Consider the following 15,091-nt stretch of genomic DNA (forward strand, 5'->3'; position numbering starts at 1 on the left):
GGTGCGAGTCCACGCCGGCCCCGGGCGTTATCGTGGCGAGAGGAGGTGAACGTGATGGCACACCCGACCTACGAGTGGCGACCCCCGGATCGGGGCTGGCGCGAGCAGGATCTGTTCGACCTGCCTGAGGACGGGAACCGCTACGAGATCATCGACGGGAGCCTGCACGTGACACCACCCCCGGGTTACGGGCATCAGGAACTGGCTGATGAACTACGGGCCGCCCTTCGAGCAGCGGCGCCCGCTGGATGGCGGGTCATCCGGGAGGCGGGGCTTCGAGTGGCAGGGGGAAATCTCATCCCCGACGTCACGGTGCTGAAGCCGACGGCCCCTGCCGACGGCACCTGGGTCGAAGCAGCGGATGTGGCGCTTGTCGTCGAGGTGGAGTCGCCGGGCAGCCGTCGGCATGACCGGTTCACCAAACCAGCGCTCTACGCCGAGGCCGGCATCCCCGCCTACTGGCGGGTCGAGCGCGGCGATTTCGGGCCGGTGATCTACCGGTACGAGCTGGTGAAAGGCGTTCACTACAACCTCCTCGGCACGGTCGGTCCCGACGACCCGGCGCGGATCGACGAGCCGTGGCCGATGCGCCTCGATCCCTCGGCTTGGCCCCGCTGACACGCTGACACACCGAAGCCCGGCCCGCTGAAGAGCGGGCCGGGCTTCGTCGTACGTGGAAGTCGTCAGCCCTTGCCGGCGTGGCTGGCCAACTGGTCGAGGCCGTTGATGATGCCGCCGGCCAGGTCGCCGCCGCTGAACGCGCCGACCATGGAGAGCGCCGCCAGCTTGGCGTACGTGTCGGGGATGCGCTTGCGGGCGTGCCGCCCGGTGACGATCTCCAACTTGCGCTGGTTGGGCGACACGGCGATCAGCACCGACTTGTCGGGGTCGGCGAGCTGGCGGTGCAGCCGCTGGGCGTGCTCACGGATCGGCTCGTCGAGGCCGCCGACGAACACCGAGAAGACCAGGCCGGTGCCCTTGTCGGCCAGGCGCAGGGCCTCGTCGATGCGCAGCAGCTGGCGGGTCGAGAACGGCCCGTCCAGCACCTCAGGCGGACTGTCCGTCCCAATCTGCTTCTCACCAACGGTCACTTGCGCCTCCGGTTCCACCGGCCGGCGCCTCGACGCTGGCCTGCTGCAGCTTGTGGCTGGTCAGCGCGGGTGCCTGCGCGCCCGCCGCCAGCGCGGTGCCGGCCGAGTCGGCCAGCTGCTCCGGGCGGCCCAGGAACCAGACCGGAGTGAAGTCGAAGGGCCGGCCCGGCCGGTAGCGCTTGGCGCCACCACGGCCACCGGCGCTACCACCACGGCTACCGGCGTACGACAGGCCGGCGATCACCAGCACCGCGGCCACCGGGATGCCGACGAAGACCAGCAACGTCTCGGTAACAGACAATCCCAACGCCCCCAGGCGGAAGAAGGACCTCGAACAATCGGGTCGGATGGACGATCATGATGGCGACCGGCCAGCTCCGTCACCATTCACGTTAGCGGAGTCGACGGCCCGCCAGATTGCGGGGTGCCGATCCCATCCGTCACTGGCGTGCTCCAGTTGCGCAGCGGTCGCGATGAGCCGCGCGTCGTCGCCGTACCGGCCGGTGAGCAGCACCCCGACGGGCAGCCCGTCGGTAGTGGCGCCCACTGGCAGGGACACCGAGGGATCGCCTGTGACGTTGAAGATGGCGCAGTAGGGCGAGAAGCGGCGTTGCCTGTCGAAATCAGCAGCCGGATCGCCGTCGGCGGTGAACCAGCCGACGGGTGCCTGCGGTGCGGCCAGGGTGGGGCAGAGCAGCAGGTCGCAGCCGGCGGTGCGGGCGGCGCCGAGCCGCACCTGTGCCTGCAGCTCGCCGAGGGTGGCGGCCAACGCGCCCGCCGAGACCGTGGCGCCCCGGGCCCGTAGCAGTCGCGTCAACGGCAGCAGCTCCGCCTCGCGGTGCGGGGGCACGGGGGCGAGCGCCAGCACGTACCAGATGATCTCGAACAGCGGCCACGCCTGGGGCCCCAGCGGCGGCGGCACCTCGACCACCTCGTGGCCGGCGGCGGCGAGCAGGGCGGCGGCCTGGTCGACGGCGGCCACGCAGTCGGGGTGCACAGGCTCGTCGGCGAGCATCGGCGTGGTGAACCGGCCGATCCGCAGCCGGCCGGGCTCGGCCCGGCGGGCGACGGCCAGGTATCCCCCGGGCGGCGCGGGCGGCGGCAGGTAGGGCTCGCCGGGCACCGGCACGGCCATGACGTCGAGCAGTGCGGCGACGTCGGCGACGGTCCGCCCGAGCGGGCCGCTGGTGGGCAGCCCGAACGCGCCGGAGCCGAGCGGCCCGCCGGAGACCAGACCGCGACTGGGCTTGTAGCCGATCAGGCCGCAGAGCGACGCCGGGATGCGCAGGGAGCCGCCGCCGTCGGACCCCTGGGCGATCGGGACCAGCCCGGCCGCGACAGCCGCCGCCGCGCCCCCGCTGGACCCACCGGCGGTGTACGCGAGCTGCCACGGATTGCGGGCCGGCGGTGCGACGCGGCCCTCGGAGTAGAGCGAGCAGCCCAGCTCGGAGGTGGTCGTCTTGCCGAGACTGACGAGGCCGGCGGCCTTGATGAACCGGACCACGTCGGCGTCGACCGGCGGGACGAAGTCGACGAAGGCTGCCGAGCCGAAGGTGGTGCGTACCCCGGCGGTGAGGGTGAGGTCCTTGATCGCGGTCGGCACCCCGTGCAGCGGGCCGCGCTCCTCGACGGGCGTGGCGTCGGCGGCCCGCGCGGCCTGCCGGGCCAGGTCGGGGGTGACCGTGACGAACGCGCCCACGGTGTCGCCGAGCGCCGCCACCCGGTCCAGGCAGTGCTCGACCAGGTCGATGCTGGTCAGCTCGCCGCGGGCGATCGCGGCGGCCTGCTCCAGCGCAGTCAGGTCGTGCGGCTCGGCCATCCCGTCATCCTGCCCGCTGCGGCCGGCCGGAAGCGGCCGACACGGCGGCCCGATCCGCCCGCTCCACCCGCCCACTCCGCAGATCTTGGACAATTTCCGTTCACGGATGACGGAAAGTGTCCAAGATCTGCTCCGTCAGGGGCGAGACTCACCGAGGAAGCGCCTGGCGTTTGTGGACAGGAGCTTGTCGCGCTGGGCGTCGGTGAGGAAGTCGGCGGCCCGGACCACCGCGCCGGCCGGGCGTTCACCCAGCGGGTACGGGTAGTCGCTGCCGACAAGCACCCGGTCCTCCCCCATCGTGTCGACGAGCAGCCGCAGCGCGGGCGGCGCGAACACCACCGAGTCGACGCTGAACCGGTCGACGTAGCTGCTGGGCGGGGCGACGGACACGCCCCGGACCAGGTCGCCACGGCGGTGCCAGGCGTTGTCGGCGCGGCCGAGCCAGAACGGGAAGCTGCCGCCACCGTGCGCGAAGCAGATCCGCAGCGTCTCGGGCACCCGGTCGAAGACGCCGCCCAGGATCATCGCCAGCACCGACAGGTGCGTCTCGGCAGGCATTCCGGCGAGCCAGCGGGCCATCCAGCGGTCCAGCCGGGGACCACCGGGCATGTCCCACGGGTGGACGAAGACCGGCGCGCCCACCTCGGCGCAGTGTTGCAGGAAGGTGACCACGCCCTCGTCGTCGAGGTCCCGGTCGCCGACGTGGTTGCCGATCTCCACACCGACGTGCCCGGCGGCCAGGCTGCGATCCAGTTCGGCGCAGGCGGCGTCCGGGTCCTGCAGCGGCACCTGGCAGAACGGCACCAGCCGGTCACCGCCGGCCGCGGTGACCTTCAGGGTCAGGTCGTTGAAGATCCGGGCGACCTTCACCGCCTGGTCGGCCGGGCGGTCGTAGCTGAAGAAGACAGGCGTCGGCGAGACCACCTGCACTGCCACGCCGTCGGCGTCCATGTCGACCAGGCGCGTCGAGGCGTCCCAGCACTCGGCGCCGACCGGGCGGAACTCCGTCTCGCCCACCATGATCATGGCGGCGCGCTCGGAGTCGACCCGCAACCAGGGCCAACCGGACCCGCCGCACGCCGCGCCGAGGTCAGGCCACCCCTTCGGTACGACGTGCGTGTGCACGTCGACCACGCCAGCGGGCATCAGCCCTTGCCCGGGTGCAGGGTGCCGCAGTTCGCGCAGGTGCGCGCCGCTTCGTCGGCGTAGAACGCCTGGAACACCGGTGGCAGGTCGGCGGCGATGTCGCGGACCTGCAACTCCACCTCGTGCACCTTGTGCCCGCACTCCGGGCAGTACCACTGGAACGTCTCCAGCGTGCCCTCCTCGCGGACCCGCTCGACGACCATGCCTATCGAACCGGCCTCCGGCCGCTGCGGCGAGTGCGGGGTGTTGCGCGGCAGCATCCACATCTGACCCTCGCGCACGTGCACCGTACGCGGCCCTTCCGGGGTCATCAGGTTGATGTGCATGTTGCCCTTGACCTGGTAGAAGAACTCCTCGTACGGGTCCACGTGGAAGTCGGTGCGCTGGTTGGGACCGCCCACCACCATCACGATGAAGTCGTCCCCGCCGGGGAACATCTCCTTGTTGCCCACCGGCGGCTTCAGCAGGTGCTGGTTGTCCGCGATCCAGCCCGGAAAGCTGAACGGTTCGGCGATCTCACTCACGACTGACCTCCCGAGGGAAGAAGGGCCACGGCCTGGATCTCGATGAGCAGGTGCGGGTGCGGCAACTGGTGGACGGCCACCGTGGTGCGGGTCGGCCCGGACGCGTCGAAGAACTCCGCCCACACCTCGTTGTAGCCGCCGAAGTCGTTCATGTTCACCAGGTAGGACGTCACCTGGACGAGGTCGGAGAGGTCCGCACCGACCGAGCGCAGCAGATCGCCGATGTTCGCGATGACCGCCCGGGTCTGCACCCGGATGTCGAGGTTCGTGGTGCCGAACTCGTCCACCTCGACACCGGCGAACGTGTTGTCCGCCCGCCGTGACGACGTACCGGAGACAAAGACGAACCCACCCGCCACCTTCACGTGCGGAAAAGCGCCCCGAGGCACAGCCTTCCCGGCAACAACCCGAGCACCACGGGAGCTCATGACTTACCACCAGCCGGCACGGAGACGCGGACCGCAACCAGGTCAGGGGTTCCGGGCAGCCCGACCGGCGCAGGGATCAAGCCTGACCGCCCGGAGCCGGTCGGGCTGCCCGGAACCCCCACGCCGATCACAAGGACGCCCGCAGCGACGCCGTGCCGAGCTTCTCCACCACGGCGCGGACGTGTGCGCCGGCACGCAGCGGCACCGCGGCCGTAGCGGCACCGGCCAGGAAGACCCAGCCGGCCTCCAGCCGCACCCCGTGCCGACCGGCCAGCCGGATGCCCTCGTCGAGCGCCCGGCGCGGATCACCGAGGATCGCCGCGGTCGAGCCGACCTGGGCCACCCGCCCGTCGACCTCCAGCAGCACACCCAGGTTGTCCAATCCCGACGGCACCGGCGACCACGGCCCGATCACGAACGCGGCCGCCGAGGTGTTGTCGGCGATCACGTCCGGCAGCGAGAAGCGGAAGTCCGCGTACCGGGAGTCGATCAGCTCGATGGCGGGGGCGACCGCGCGGACGGCCGTGGCGAAGTCGCCGACCGGCTCACCCGGCTCGGGCAGCCGGTCCAGCAGGAACGCCACCTCCGGCTCGACCCGGGGATGGATGTACGCGGCCGGGTCCACGGCGCCGCCGTCGGGCACCCGCATCGCGTCGGTGAGCCGCCCCCAGATCACCTCGTCCACGCCGACCTGGGCCATCTTCGCCCTGCTGGTCAGCCCCATCTTCAGCCCGACGAGCCGCTCGCCACGTTCCAGCCGGCGCTGCACCAGCGCGGCCTGCACGCCGTACGCGGTGTCCACGTCGAGACCGGTCTCGGCGGCGAGCTGCGGGATCGCGGTGGCCGTGTCGGCCGCCGCACCCAGCTTGTCGGCGATTCCCGCGACGTCCACTCCGATCATGGGTGCTGCTCCTTGTCGGCCAGGTCGAGTGCCACGTCCACGATCATGTCCTCCTGGCCGCCGACCATCCGGCGACGGCCCAGCTCGACAAGGATCGACCGGACGTCCACGCCGTACTTCGCGGAGGCCCGCTCGGCGTGGCGCAGGAAGCTGGAGTAGACCCCGGCGTACCCCAGGGAGAGCGTCTCCCGGTCGACCTGGACCGGCCGGTCCTGCAACGGGCGGACGATGTCGTCGGCGGCGTCCATCAGCGCGAACACGTCACAGCCGTGCTTCCAGCCGTGCAGCTCGGCGACCGCCACGAAGACCTCCAGCGGCGCGTTGCCCGCGCCCGCGCCCATGCCGGCGAGGGAGGCGTCCACGCGGACGGTCCGCCCGGACGGTGAGCCGAGCGGGCCGGCGCCGAGGATCCTGCCGTGCTCGACGGCGAGCACGCTGTTGGCCACCCCGAGGGACAGGTTGTGGTGCGCGTGGATGCCGATCTGTGTCTCCGGGCCGAGGACCTGCCGGTACGCGTCGACGCGCTGCGCCACGTCGGACATCAGCAGCCGGCCGCCGGAGTCGGTGACGTAGACGCAGTGCGCCCCGTACGACTCCATGAGCTTGGCCTGCCCGGCAAGCCCCGCCGCATCGAACATGTGCGACATCATCAGGAACCCGGCCACGTCCATGCCGTTCTCCCGTGCCCAGGAGATGTGCTGGGCGGAGATGTCCGCCTCGGTGCAGTGGGTGGCGACCCGCACGCTCGTCACGCCCAGCGCCTTCGCCGCCTTCAGGTCGGCGATGGTGCCGATGCCGGGCAGCAGCAGCGTGGTCAGCTTCGCCGTGGTCAGCACCTCGGCGGCAGCGGAGATCCACTCGGCGTCGCTGGCAGCGCCGTGGCCGTAGTTGACGCTGGAGCCGGCGAGGCCGTCGCCGTGCGCCACCTCGATGGCGGCCACCCCGGCGGCGTCCAACGCGGCGGCGATCGTGCGTACCTGCTCGACTGTGTACCGGTGGGCGATGGCATGCATACCGTCGCGCAGCGTCACGTCCTGGATGTACAGGTCGGTCATGGCGCGGCCACCTCCGAAGAACGCATGGCGACCAGCCGCTCCGCGGTCCGCAGCGCGGCGGAGGTCATGATGTCCAGGTTGCCGGCGTACGCGGGCAGGTAGTGGCCCGCCCCGGAGACCTCCAGGTAGACCGACACCTGCAACGCGGTGAGCTGCCGCCCGAGCGTCGGCACGTACGCCTGCACCCGGTCGAACTGCACGTCCTGCTTGAGCCGGTAGCCGGGGACGTACTCCTGCACCGTCGCCACCATCTCCACCACCGAGGCGGTGATGGCCTCCGTGTCGGCGTCGACGTCCGGGCAGAGGCAGTAGACGGTGTCCCGCATCAGCAGCGGCGGGTCGGCCGGGTTCAACACGATGATCGCCTTGCCCCGCTCGGCCCCGCCGACCACCTCGATGGCCCGGGCCGTGGTCTCGGTGAACTCGTCGATGTTGGCCCGGGTGCCCGGCCCGGCGGACTTCGACGCGATCGACGCGACGATCTCCCCATACGCCACCGGGGTGACCCGGCGGACGGCGGCGACGATAGGCACTGTCGCCTGCCCACCGCAGGTCACCATGTTGACGTTCGGCTCGTGCAGGTGCTCGTCGAGGTTGACCGGCGGCACCACGTACGGGCCGAGCGCGGCCGGGGTCAGGTCGACAACAGTCCGACCGTGGGCGCGGAGCACCTCGTCGTGCCGGCGGTGCGCGCCGGCCGAGGTGGCGTCGAAGACCAGCTCCACGTCGGCGAACTCGGGCATCGCGACCAGGCCGTCCACGCCGTCGGCGGTGGTGGCCACGCCGAGCCGGCGGGCGCGTGCCAGGCCGTCGGAGGCCGGGTCGATGCCGGCCATCGCCACCATCCGCAGGCTGTCGCTCAGCCGCAACACTTTGATCATCAGGTCGGTGCCGATGTTTCCCGATCCCAGCACCGCCACGTTAATGGTCACTGCCCGCCCCTGTCGCTGAAGGATGTGCGCACCGAGCCGAGGCCGGAGATCCGGGCCTCGTACGCGGCGCCCGGGGTGACCGGCACCATCGGGCCGAGCGCCCCGGAGAGCACCACGTCCCCGGCGCGCAGCGGGTCACCGGCGCGGGCGAGGGTGCTCGCCAGCCACTGCAGAGCGTGCAGGGGGTTGCCCAGGCAGGCCGCGCCCGCGCCCACCGAGACCGGCTCACCGGCGTGCTCCAGCACCATCCCGCACAGGCGAAGGTCCACGTCGGCGAGGCGGCGTGGCGTGGTGCCGAGCACGAACAGCCCGCTGGAGGCGTTGTCGGCGACGGTGTCCACGATGGAGATGTCCCAGCCGGCGATCCGCGAGTCGACGATCTCGATGGCCGGCAGCACGTGGTCGACGGCGCGGATCAGGTCGACTGTGGTGATCTGCGGGTCGGCGAGATCCTTGTCGAGCACGAACGCGATCTCGGCCTCGACCCGCGGCTGGAGCAGCCGGTCCATGGGCACCTCGACCCCGTCGCCGACAGCCATCGCGTCGGTGAGCATCCCGAAGTCCGGTTGGAACACCCCGAAGGTCTCCTGCACCGCCCGGGAGGTCAACCCGATCTTCGCGCCTACACGGCGTTCGCCGCGGCCCTGCCAGGCCCGCGCCTGGAGCTGCTGCACGTGGTACGCGGACTCGACGTCGCCCTCCGGCAGCAGCCGCCCGCGCAGCGGTGGGCAGGGCTTGCCGGTGCTGCGGGCGTCGGCCAGCTCCCGGTTGGCGGCCTCGATGTCAGCTTCCATGCCCGCTCCCTCGCTACGGCTCACGACAGGTCCACGCAGACGTTTGTGAGTTCGGAGTAGAAGTTCAGCGAGTGCACGCCGCCCTCCCGGCCGATGCCGGACGCCTTCACCCCACCGAACGGGGTCCGCAGGTCACGCAGGAACCACGTGTTGACCCAGACGATGCCGGCGTCCAGTCGGGCGCCGGCCCGGTGCGCGACACCCACGTCCCGGGTCCACACGGTCGCCGCGAGACCGTACTCGGTGCCGTTGGCCAGGGCGTACGCCTCGTCCTCGGTGTCGAACGGCGCGACGTGCACCACCGGGCCGAAGATCTCCTCCCGGTTGGTGCGCGTCTGCGGGCCGAGGCCGGTGAGCACTGTCGGCTGCACGTACGACCCGCCGTCGCGGGCGTCACCGAAGGTGGGCGTGCCGCCGCCGGTGAGCACCTCGGCGCCCTCGGCGCGGGCCAGCTCGTACGCGCCGAGCACCTTCGCTCGATGCTGCGGGGAAATCAGCGGCATCGTGGCGGTGGCCTCGTCGGTCGGCCAGCCGTACGCCAGTTCGCCGGCCCGCTTCGCCAGCCGGGCGGTGAACTCCTCGAAGACCGGACGCTGCACGTAGATGCGCTCGGTGCAGAGGCACACCTGCCCGCCGTTGGTGAAGCTGGAGCGCATCGACCCGGCCACCGCCGCGTCCAGGTCGGCGTCGGCGAAGACCAGGCCGGCGTTCTTGCCGCCAAGTTCGAAGCTCACCGCCTTCACGCCGTCGGCGGCGGCCCGCATGATCGCGCCGCCGGTGGCCGACTCGCCGGTGAAGGTGATCGCGTCCACGCCCGGGTGGCGGGTGAGGAACTCGCCGGCCGAGTCCGGGCCGAAGCCGTGCACGAGGTTGAACACCCCATCGGGTACGCCGGCGGCGGCCATCACCTCGGCGAGCACCGTCGCCGAGGCGGGCGTCTCCTCGCTGGGCTTGACCACGACGGCGTTGCCGCAGGCCAGCGCCGGGGCGACCTTCCAGGTGAGCAGCAGCAGCGGCAGGTTCCACGGCACGATGACCGCGACCACACCTACCGGCTTGCGCAGCGCGTAGTTGAGCGCGCGGCCGCCGGTCGGGGTGACGGTGGTGAACGATTCGGTGGGCGCGGTCGCCACGATCTCCGCGAACGCCCGGAAGTTCGCCGCGCCGCGCGGGATGTCCAGCGTACGGGCCTGGGCGATGGACTTGCCCGTGTCGGCGACCTCGGCGGTGACCAGGTCGTCGAAGCGACGTTCCAGCTCGTCGGCGACGCGGCGCAGCACCTCGGCGCGTTCCCGCTCCCCCATCCGGCCCCACGGCCCGCGCAGCGCCGCGCGGGCAGCGGCCACCGCGTCGTCCACCGTGGACCGCGACGCCTCGACCACCTCGAAGACCGGCTCGCCGGTCACCGGGCTCACCTTGGTGAACGTCGACAGGCCGTCGACGAAGTCGCCGCCCACGAAGTTGCGCAGCCGCGACGGCCCGCCCGGGGCGTGGCCGGTCATCAGCGTGGCGTCCCAGGTGCCGGTCATGCGCGCCTCCCTCGGCTGAGCCCCGCCGTGATCGCGCCGACCAGCAGCAACGCGGCACCACAGGCGACCGCGCCGAGCACCCGGTGCTGCCGGCGGACCCGGCGGCGCACCTGGGCGTACGGGGTGGTGGAGAAGGACACCAACTCGTACTGGGAAACGTACCGGCCGGGCAGTGCCCGTTCCAGTGCGTGCTCCACCCGTCGCCAGTTCTGGAAGACCGGCGAGGCGACCTTGTCCCGCATCTCCACGAAGTTGGTGAGCGCCATCTGCGCGATGGCCTCGGCGTTCTCCTGGCGACGGCGCTGGAACAGCGGCAGCGCCGCCGACCAGTCGTCCGCGCACTCGTCGAGGCAACGGTCCAACTCGACGACGTCCTCGAAGGCGCAGTTGGCGCCCTGACCGTAGAACGGCACGATGGCGTGGGCGGCGTCGCCGAGCAGGCCGACGGTGCCGTTGACCTGCCACGGGGTGCTGCGCACCGTGCCGAGCACGCCCACCGGGTTGTGCTGGTAGTCGTCGACGAGGTTCGGTGCCAGCGGGACGACGTCCGGGTAGTGCTCGGCGAAGTGCCGCTCGATCGCCAGCGGATCGTCCAGCGCGGCGAAGCTGCCGGCACCGTCGTTGGGCCAGAACAGCGTGCAGGTGAAGGACCGGTCCGGGTTCGGCAGCGCGATCATCATCGAGGTGCCCCGGGGCCAGATGTGCAGGGCGTCCGGATCCAGGGCGAAGTCCCCGCCCAGAGGGGGAATCGTCAGCTCCTTGTAGCCGTAGTCGAGGAAGTCCACGCTCTCGCGCAGCAGCCCGTACGCCAGCAGTTGCCCGCGTACCGCGGAGCCGGCGCCGTCGGCGCCCAGGACGACCGACGCCTTCGCGCCGACAGTGCCCTGCGGGGTGTCGAAGCTCAGGGTGCCGTCGGCCGGGTCCAGTCCGACGAGCCGGTGGTCGAAGACGATCCGGACTCCGGGCAGCGCGGCCGCCGCGTCCAGCAGGGCGTTGTTCAGCGCGCCCCGGCTGATCGAGTTGATCGCCCGGTCACCGGCCGCGCTGTACGACTGGAACTGCGGCTCACCCTCGACCGGGTGGATCATCCGGCCGCGCATCGGCAGCGCGTCCGTCATCACCTGCTCGGCGAGACCGATCCGGCGCAGCGCGTCCAACCCACGCTCGGAGAGCGCCAGGTTGATCGAGCGCCCTCGCTCGGCCGTGCCGGCACGTGGGTCCGGTCGCCGCTCGTACAGGGCCACCGGATAGCCGCGCCGGGCCAGGAAGCAGGCGGCCAGACAGCCGGCCAGACCCGCGCCGATGATCGCGATCTCGTCGCGCCGCTTCGTCATGAGGTCACCTGCCCCACAGTCGCCGCCAACGCGGCGGCGGCCCGCCAACAGTCGAGATACGTGGAGTAGAGCGGCACCGGGGCGAAACGGACGATGTCCGGCTCCCGGGCGTCGGCGATGACGCCGTGCTCGTGCCGCAGCCGCTTGGTCAGCTCGGCGGCGTTGCCGGCGCCGACGCGTACCGACAGCTGGCAACCCCGGCGGGCCGGGTCGCGCGGGGTCACCACGCGCAGCGGCCGGTCGGCGGTGACCTCGTCGAGCAGCGATTCCAGCCAGCCGGTGAGCCGGAGGCTGCGCTCCCGCAGCGCCGGCATGCCGATCGCGTCGAACAGCTCCAGCGAGGTCCGCACCGGGCCCATCGCGAAGATCGGCGGGTTGGAGATCTGCCACGCCTCCACAGTGGACGGCGGCCGGGACACCGGCGTCATCTCGAACCGGGTGGCCGCCGCGGTGCTCCACCACCCCTCGAAGCGCGGCAGGTCCTCGTCGCCGAGGTGCCGCTCGTGCACGAAGACGCCGGCCAGCGCGCCCGGCCCCGAGTTCAGGTACTTGTAGGAGCACCAGGCCGCGAAGTCGACGTCCCAGTCGTGCAGGGCCAGCGGCACGTTGCCCACCGCGTGCGCCAGGTCCCAGCCGACGACCGCGCCGGCCGCCCGGCCGGCCGCCGTGATCGCCGGAATGTCCAGCAGCTCACCGGTGAGGTAGTTGACCCCGCCGAGCAGCACCAGCGCCACCCGGTCACCCTCGGCGGCCAGGTAGTCGGTGACGTCCTCGGTGCGCAGCGCGTCCTCGCCGGGGCGCGGGCTCAGCCGGACCACCGCGTCGTCCGGGTCCAGGCCGTGGAAGCGGGCCTGGCTGCGCACGGCGTAGCTGTCCGAGGGGAACGCGTTGTCCTCGATGACGATGCGGGTGCGGACGCCTGCCGGCCGGTAGAAGCTGACCATCAGCAGGTGCAGGTTGACCGTGAGCGAGTTCATCACCACGGCCTCCGCGGGCCGGGCGCCGACAAGTCGCGCGGCCGGGCCGGTCAACAACTCGTGGTACGGCAGCCAGGCGCGCTCCGCCTCCAGGTGTCCCTCGACGCCGAGCCGCCCCCACGCGTCCAGGTCGGCGAGGAGTTCGTCGCGGGTGGCCCGGGGTTGCAGGCCGAGCGAGTTGCCGGCGAGGTACGCCGACTCGGGGTGGCCGCCGCCGTCGGCGGGCGGCACGTGGAACAGATGCCGGTGGCCGGGGTCGGCCTCGTCGCGGCGGTGCGCTTCCGCTTCGCCGGCGGCGAGGCCCAGCGGCTCGGCTTCAGGGGTCGTCATGCTTGTTCTCGCTCTCCGGTCACATCGCCGTGCGGGCCGACCACAGCTCCGGGAAGACCACCCGGGCCATGCTGCGCTGCAACCACGCCAGCCCGGCGGAACCACCGCTGCCGACCTTGGCGCCCATCGTCCGCTGCACCGCCTTCACGTGGTTCCACCGCCAGTCGCCGAACTCCTCGGCGACACCGCTCAACGCCTCACCGAGCAGCCGCAGGTGGTTGTCCGGGCCGCCGTCGCCGTAGATCCGCACCCAGGCCGCCTCGACAGCCGGCTGCGGGTCGTGCTCGACCGACACGTCCCGGTTCAGCAGGTCGGCGGGAAGGTCGAAGCCGCGCCGGGCGAGCAGCGCGAGCACATCGTCCCAGAGGCTCGGGGTGGCAAGTGCGGCGCTCAGTTCGGCGTGCACCTCGGCCTGCCGCCGGAACGGGCGGATCAGCGTCGGGTCGCGCAGCCCGAGCAGGAACTCCAGCTGCCGGTACATCGCCGACTGGAAGCCGGAGGCCTCGCCGAGCAGGTTGCGGAACCTGTTGAAGTCGGCCGGGCTCATCCAGCGCAGGCCCTGCCAGGCGGCGTTGAGCCCCTCCAGGTGCAGCTTGGCGCGGCCCAGCGGGGCCAACGCCTCCCAGATCTGGTCGGCGCGGATCAGCCGCTGGGTCTCCCGCAACTCGTGGCAGGTCAGCCCGAAGTACAGCTCCATGATCTGGCTGACCATCAGGAAGGACATCTCGCCCGGGTCGTCGCTGAGCGGGTGCTGCATCTTGTGCAGCGCGCTGGCCTGCACGTACGCGTCGTACGGCACCATGTCGGCGAACTCCAGGGTCGGCTCACCGCCGGTGCGCTCCGCCTGCGCCGCGCGCTGTCCGGGGGTCACCGGTTGCACCGTGGCACGGCGGCTCGGCGCCCGCCGCTCCGTCTGATCCACCATCTCGTCTCCCTCCCCCGGACCAACCAACGTCATGATCTCGCGGTGGGATCGGCCTGCGGAATGCCGGATCAACGGCACTTACCGACGTGACCTGACGAACCAAAGGCAGCTAGGCGAATTCGGTTCACGAAAGTAAGGTTCGAGCGTGGACGACATGGACTGGGCGCTGCTGCGCGAGTTGCAGGCCGACGCCCGGCTCTCCTTCAGCGAGTTGTCCCGTCGGGTACACCTGTCCCCACCGGCGGTCGCCGAGCGGGTCCGCCGGTTGGAGGAGGCCGGGGTCATCACCGGCTACCACGCCCACGTGGACCTGACCCGGGCCGGCCGGACGGTGGTCGCCCTGATCCGGATGTCCTGCTACGGAGCGCGCTGCATCCTGCACGACCCGGAGGTGTCCGGCTGGCCGGAGATCCTGGAGATCCACCGGATCACCGGCGACGCGTGCAGCATGCTCAAGGTGGCCGCCGGCTCGATCGGCGACTTCGAGGCGGTCATCGACCGGCTCGCCCCGTACGGCCAGCCGTCGAGCACCATGGTCCTCTCGTCCCCGCTGGACTGGCGGCCGATCACCCCACTCCCTCCCGCCGACGCCGGCGCCCGACACCGCTGACCCCTTCCCCCTGCTCCGCCTGTTGGTTTGCCTCCGGGCCAGCGGGAACTCAGCGCCCGTGCCCAGGGGAGGGTTCCGGCGGTCGTCGCCGGTTGGGGGGAAATCATGCAGGGACTTCGCACGATCAACCGCGCGCTCTCGTCCGTACTGACACTTGTGGGGCTCATCGGGGCGTTCGTCCTGTTGTCGGTCGCGCCCGCGCGAGCCGGTGAGAACAGCTTCGTCGAGGTGACGCCGAACAGCGTCCCGGCGGGCGGCCGGGTCACGATCCGCGCGAGCTGCGACAACAACAACGATCGACAGGCAAACGTGCACTCCGACGCGTTCGGGCACGTGATGCTCAGACCGGACAACGGCTTCCTCAAGGGGGAGGTCACCGTTCCGGGCAACAAGGAACCGGGTGACTACCAGGTCGACCTGCGCTGCCAGAACAACCAGACGGCCCAGACGATGCTGACCGTGCTCAACATGGCGTCGCCCAGCAAGGGTCCGGCGACGGGCGGCGGCGGCACCGCGGGTGGCCGGGGCACCGGCTCGGTCCTGGTCGTCGGCGGCGTGGCCCTGGTGGCCGCCGCGGTCGCGCTCGGCATGGCTGGCGGTCGGCGTCGAAGCGGAGCCGGCTCCTGAGCCGGACCTGCCATGACCCGCAGATCCGCGCGTGCGCGGTCGGACCACCGTGCCCGCCTCCGGGCCGCG

At 71.8% G+C, this 15,091-nt stretch carries 17 protein-coding genes; 3 read left to right on the forward strand and 14 right to left on the reverse strand.

Features of this window, described 5'->3' with window-relative positions:
- Window positions 1–54 precede the first annotated feature (54 nt).
- A complete protein-coding gene (locus ACLQ26_RS31720) occupies window positions 55–618 on the forward strand; it encodes a Uma2 family endonuclease (RefSeq protein ID WP_425748043.1) in 564 nt (187 codons plus the stop codon).
- A gap of 65 nt (window positions 619–683) precedes the next feature.
- Here the strand turns inward: ACLQ26_RS31720 and ACLQ26_RS31725 are convergent, their stop codons facing one another.
- The 14 genes from ACLQ26_RS31725 to ACLQ26_RS31790 all read right to left on the reverse strand — a co-directional run bounded on the left by ACLQ26_RS31725 (window position 684) and on the right by ACLQ26_RS31790 (window position 13,782).
- Complete coding sequence (locus ACLQ26_RS31725; RefSeq protein ID WP_425748044.1) at window positions 684–1,091, reverse strand: DUF5130 family protein; 408 nt, start codon at window positions 1,089–1,091, stop codon at window positions 684–686.
- Entirely contained in the window at window positions 1,078–1,374 is a 297-nt protein-coding gene (locus tag ACLQ26_RS31730; RefSeq protein ID WP_425748104.1) for a hypothetical protein, read from the reverse strand. The genes ACLQ26_RS31725 and ACLQ26_RS31730 overlap by 14 nt, the downstream gene beginning before the upstream one ends.
- Before the next feature lie 72 nt (window positions 1,375–1,446).
- Window positions 1,447–2,910, reverse strand: coding sequence for an amidase (locus ACLQ26_RS31735; RefSeq protein WP_425748045.1), 1,464 nt, complete (start codon window positions 2,908–2,910; stop codon window positions 1,447–1,449).
- A 135-nt stretch (window positions 2,911–3,045) separates the two neighbouring features.
- A complete protein-coding gene (locus ACLQ26_RS31740) occupies window positions 3,046–4,056 on the reverse strand; it encodes an amidohydrolase family protein (protein WP_425748046.1) in 1,011 nt (336 codons plus the stop codon).
- Window positions 4,056–4,580, reverse strand: a complete 525-nt coding sequence (locus ACLQ26_RS31745) for a 3-hydroxyanthranilate 3,4-dioxygenase (protein WP_425748047.1) — start codon at window positions 4,578–4,580, stop codon at window positions 4,056–4,058. The genes ACLQ26_RS31740 and ACLQ26_RS31745 overlap by 1 nt, the downstream gene beginning before the upstream one ends.
- Window positions 4,577–5,008: a RidA family protein gene (locus ACLQ26_RS31750; RefSeq protein ID WP_425748048.1), complete on the reverse strand. Its 432-nt coding sequence runs from the start codon at window positions 5,006–5,008 to the stop codon at window positions 4,577–4,579. The genes ACLQ26_RS31745 and ACLQ26_RS31750 overlap by 4 nt, the downstream gene beginning before the upstream one ends.
- Before the next feature lie 127 nt (window positions 5,009–5,135).
- A complete protein-coding gene (locus tag ACLQ26_RS31755; RefSeq protein ID WP_425748049.1) occupies window positions 5,136–5,909 on the reverse strand; it encodes a 2-keto-4-pentenoate hydratase in 774 nt (257 codons plus the stop codon).
- On the reverse strand, window positions 5,906–6,964 hold the full coding sequence (gene dmpG / locus ACLQ26_RS31760) for a 4-hydroxy-2-oxovalerate aldolase (protein ID WP_425748050.1): 1,059 nt from the start codon (window positions 6,962–6,964) through the stop codon (window positions 5,906–5,908). Before dmpG ends, ACLQ26_RS31755 begins: the two co-directional genes overlap by 4 nt.
- Window positions 6,961–7,896, reverse strand: a complete 936-nt coding sequence (locus ACLQ26_RS31765) for an acetaldehyde dehydrogenase (acetylating) (RefSeq protein ID WP_425748051.1) — start codon at window positions 7,894–7,896, stop codon at window positions 6,961–6,963. The genes dmpG and ACLQ26_RS31765 overlap by 4 nt, the downstream gene beginning before the upstream one ends.
- The gene (locus ACLQ26_RS31770) at window positions 7,893–8,690 is read right to left on the reverse strand and encodes a 2-keto-4-pentenoate hydratase (RefSeq protein ID WP_425748052.1); all 798 of its coding nucleotides are present in this window, start codon (window positions 8,688–8,690) and stop codon (window positions 7,893–7,895) included. The genes ACLQ26_RS31765 and ACLQ26_RS31770 overlap by 4 nt, the downstream gene beginning before the upstream one ends.
- A 20-nt stretch (window positions 8,691–8,710) precedes the next feature.
- Window positions 8,711–10,192 (reverse strand): 2-hydroxymuconic semialdehyde dehydrogenase, encoded by a 1,482-nt coding sequence (locus ACLQ26_RS31775; RefSeq protein WP_425748105.1) that lies wholly within the window; start codon window positions 10,190–10,192, stop codon window positions 8,711–8,713.
- Window positions 10,193–10,215: 23 nt separating this feature from the next.
- Window positions 10,216–11,553: an FAD-dependent oxidoreductase gene (locus tag ACLQ26_RS31780; protein WP_425748053.1), complete on the reverse strand. Its 1,338-nt coding sequence runs from the start codon at window positions 11,551–11,553 to the stop codon at window positions 10,216–10,218.
- A complete protein-coding gene (gene kynU, locus ACLQ26_RS31785) occupies window positions 11,550–12,860 on the reverse strand; it encodes a kynureninase (protein WP_425748055.1) in 1,311 nt (436 codons plus the stop codon). The genes ACLQ26_RS31780 and kynU overlap by 4 nt, the downstream gene beginning before the upstream one ends.
- 19 nt (window positions 12,861–12,879) lie before the next feature.
- The gene (locus ACLQ26_RS31790) at window positions 12,880–13,782 is read right to left on the reverse strand and encodes a tryptophan 2,3-dioxygenase (RefSeq protein ID WP_425748106.1); all 903 of its coding nucleotides are present in this window, start codon (window positions 13,780–13,782) and stop codon (window positions 12,880–12,882) included.
- A gap of 148 nt (window positions 13,783–13,930) precedes the next feature.
- On the opposite strand from ACLQ26_RS31790, the gene ACLQ26_RS31795 reads away from it, so the two are divergent.
- Together ACLQ26_RS31795 and ACLQ26_RS31800 are read left to right on the forward strand one after the other, a co-directional pair.
- Window positions 13,931–14,395 (forward strand): Lrp/AsnC family transcriptional regulator, encoded by a 465-nt coding sequence (locus ACLQ26_RS31795; RefSeq protein ID WP_425748057.1) that lies wholly within the window; start codon window positions 13,931–13,933, stop codon window positions 14,393–14,395.
- A gap of 105 nt (window positions 14,396–14,500) precedes the next feature.
- A complete protein-coding gene (locus ACLQ26_RS31800; RefSeq protein ID WP_425748058.1) occupies window positions 14,501–15,022 on the forward strand; it encodes a hypothetical protein in 522 nt (173 codons plus the stop codon).
- Window positions 15,023–15,091 lie beyond the last annotated feature (69 nt).

Source organism: Micromonospora sp. DT43 (genome assembly GCF_049841645.1).
Taxonomy (GTDB): Bacteria; Actinomycetota; Actinomycetes; order Mycobacteriales; family Micromonosporaceae; genus Micromonospora.

Coding starts and splice junctions, on each gene's coding strand:
- dmpG (WP_425748050.1), bottom strand. CDS start 6,964: ATGACCGACCTGTACATCCAGGACGTGACGCTGCGCGACGGTATGCAT.
- ACLQ26_RS31750 (WP_425748048.1), bottom strand. CDS start 5,008: ATGAGCTCCCGTGGTGCTCGGGTTGTTGCCGGGAAGGCTGTGCCTCGG.
- ACLQ26_RS31735 (WP_425748045.1), bottom strand. CDS start 2,910: ATGGCCGAGCCGCACGACCTGACTGCGCTGGAGCAGGCCGCCGCGATC.
- ACLQ26_RS31780 (WP_425748053.1), bottom strand. CDS start 11,553: ATGACGAAGCGGCGCGACGAGATCGCGATCATCGGCGCGGGTCTGGCC.
- ACLQ26_RS31720 (WP_425748043.1), top strand. CDS start 55: ATGGCACACCCGACCTACGAGTGGCGACCCCCGGATCGGGGCTGGCGC.
- kynU (WP_425748055.1), bottom strand. CDS start 12,860: ATGACGACCCCTGAAGCCGAGCCGCTGGGCCTCGCCGCCGGCGAAGCG.
- ACLQ26_RS31755 (WP_425748049.1), bottom strand. CDS start 5,909: ATGATCGGAGTGGACGTCGCGGGAATCGCCGACAAGCTGGGTGCGGCG.
- ACLQ26_RS31770 (WP_425748052.1), bottom strand. CDS start 8,690: ATGGAAGCTGACATCGAGGCCGCCAACCGGGAGCTGGCCGACGCCCGC.
- ACLQ26_RS31775 (WP_425748105.1), bottom strand. CDS start 10,192: ATGACCGGCCACGCCCCGGGCGGGCCGTCGCGGCTGCGCAACTTCGTG.
- ACLQ26_RS31800 (WP_425748058.1), top strand. CDS start 14,501: ATGCAGGGACTTCGCACGATCAACCGCGCGCTCTCGTCCGTACTGACA.
- ACLQ26_RS31740 (WP_425748046.1), bottom strand. CDS start 4,056: ATGCCCGCTGGCGTGGTCGACGTGCACACGCACGTCGTACCGAAGGGG.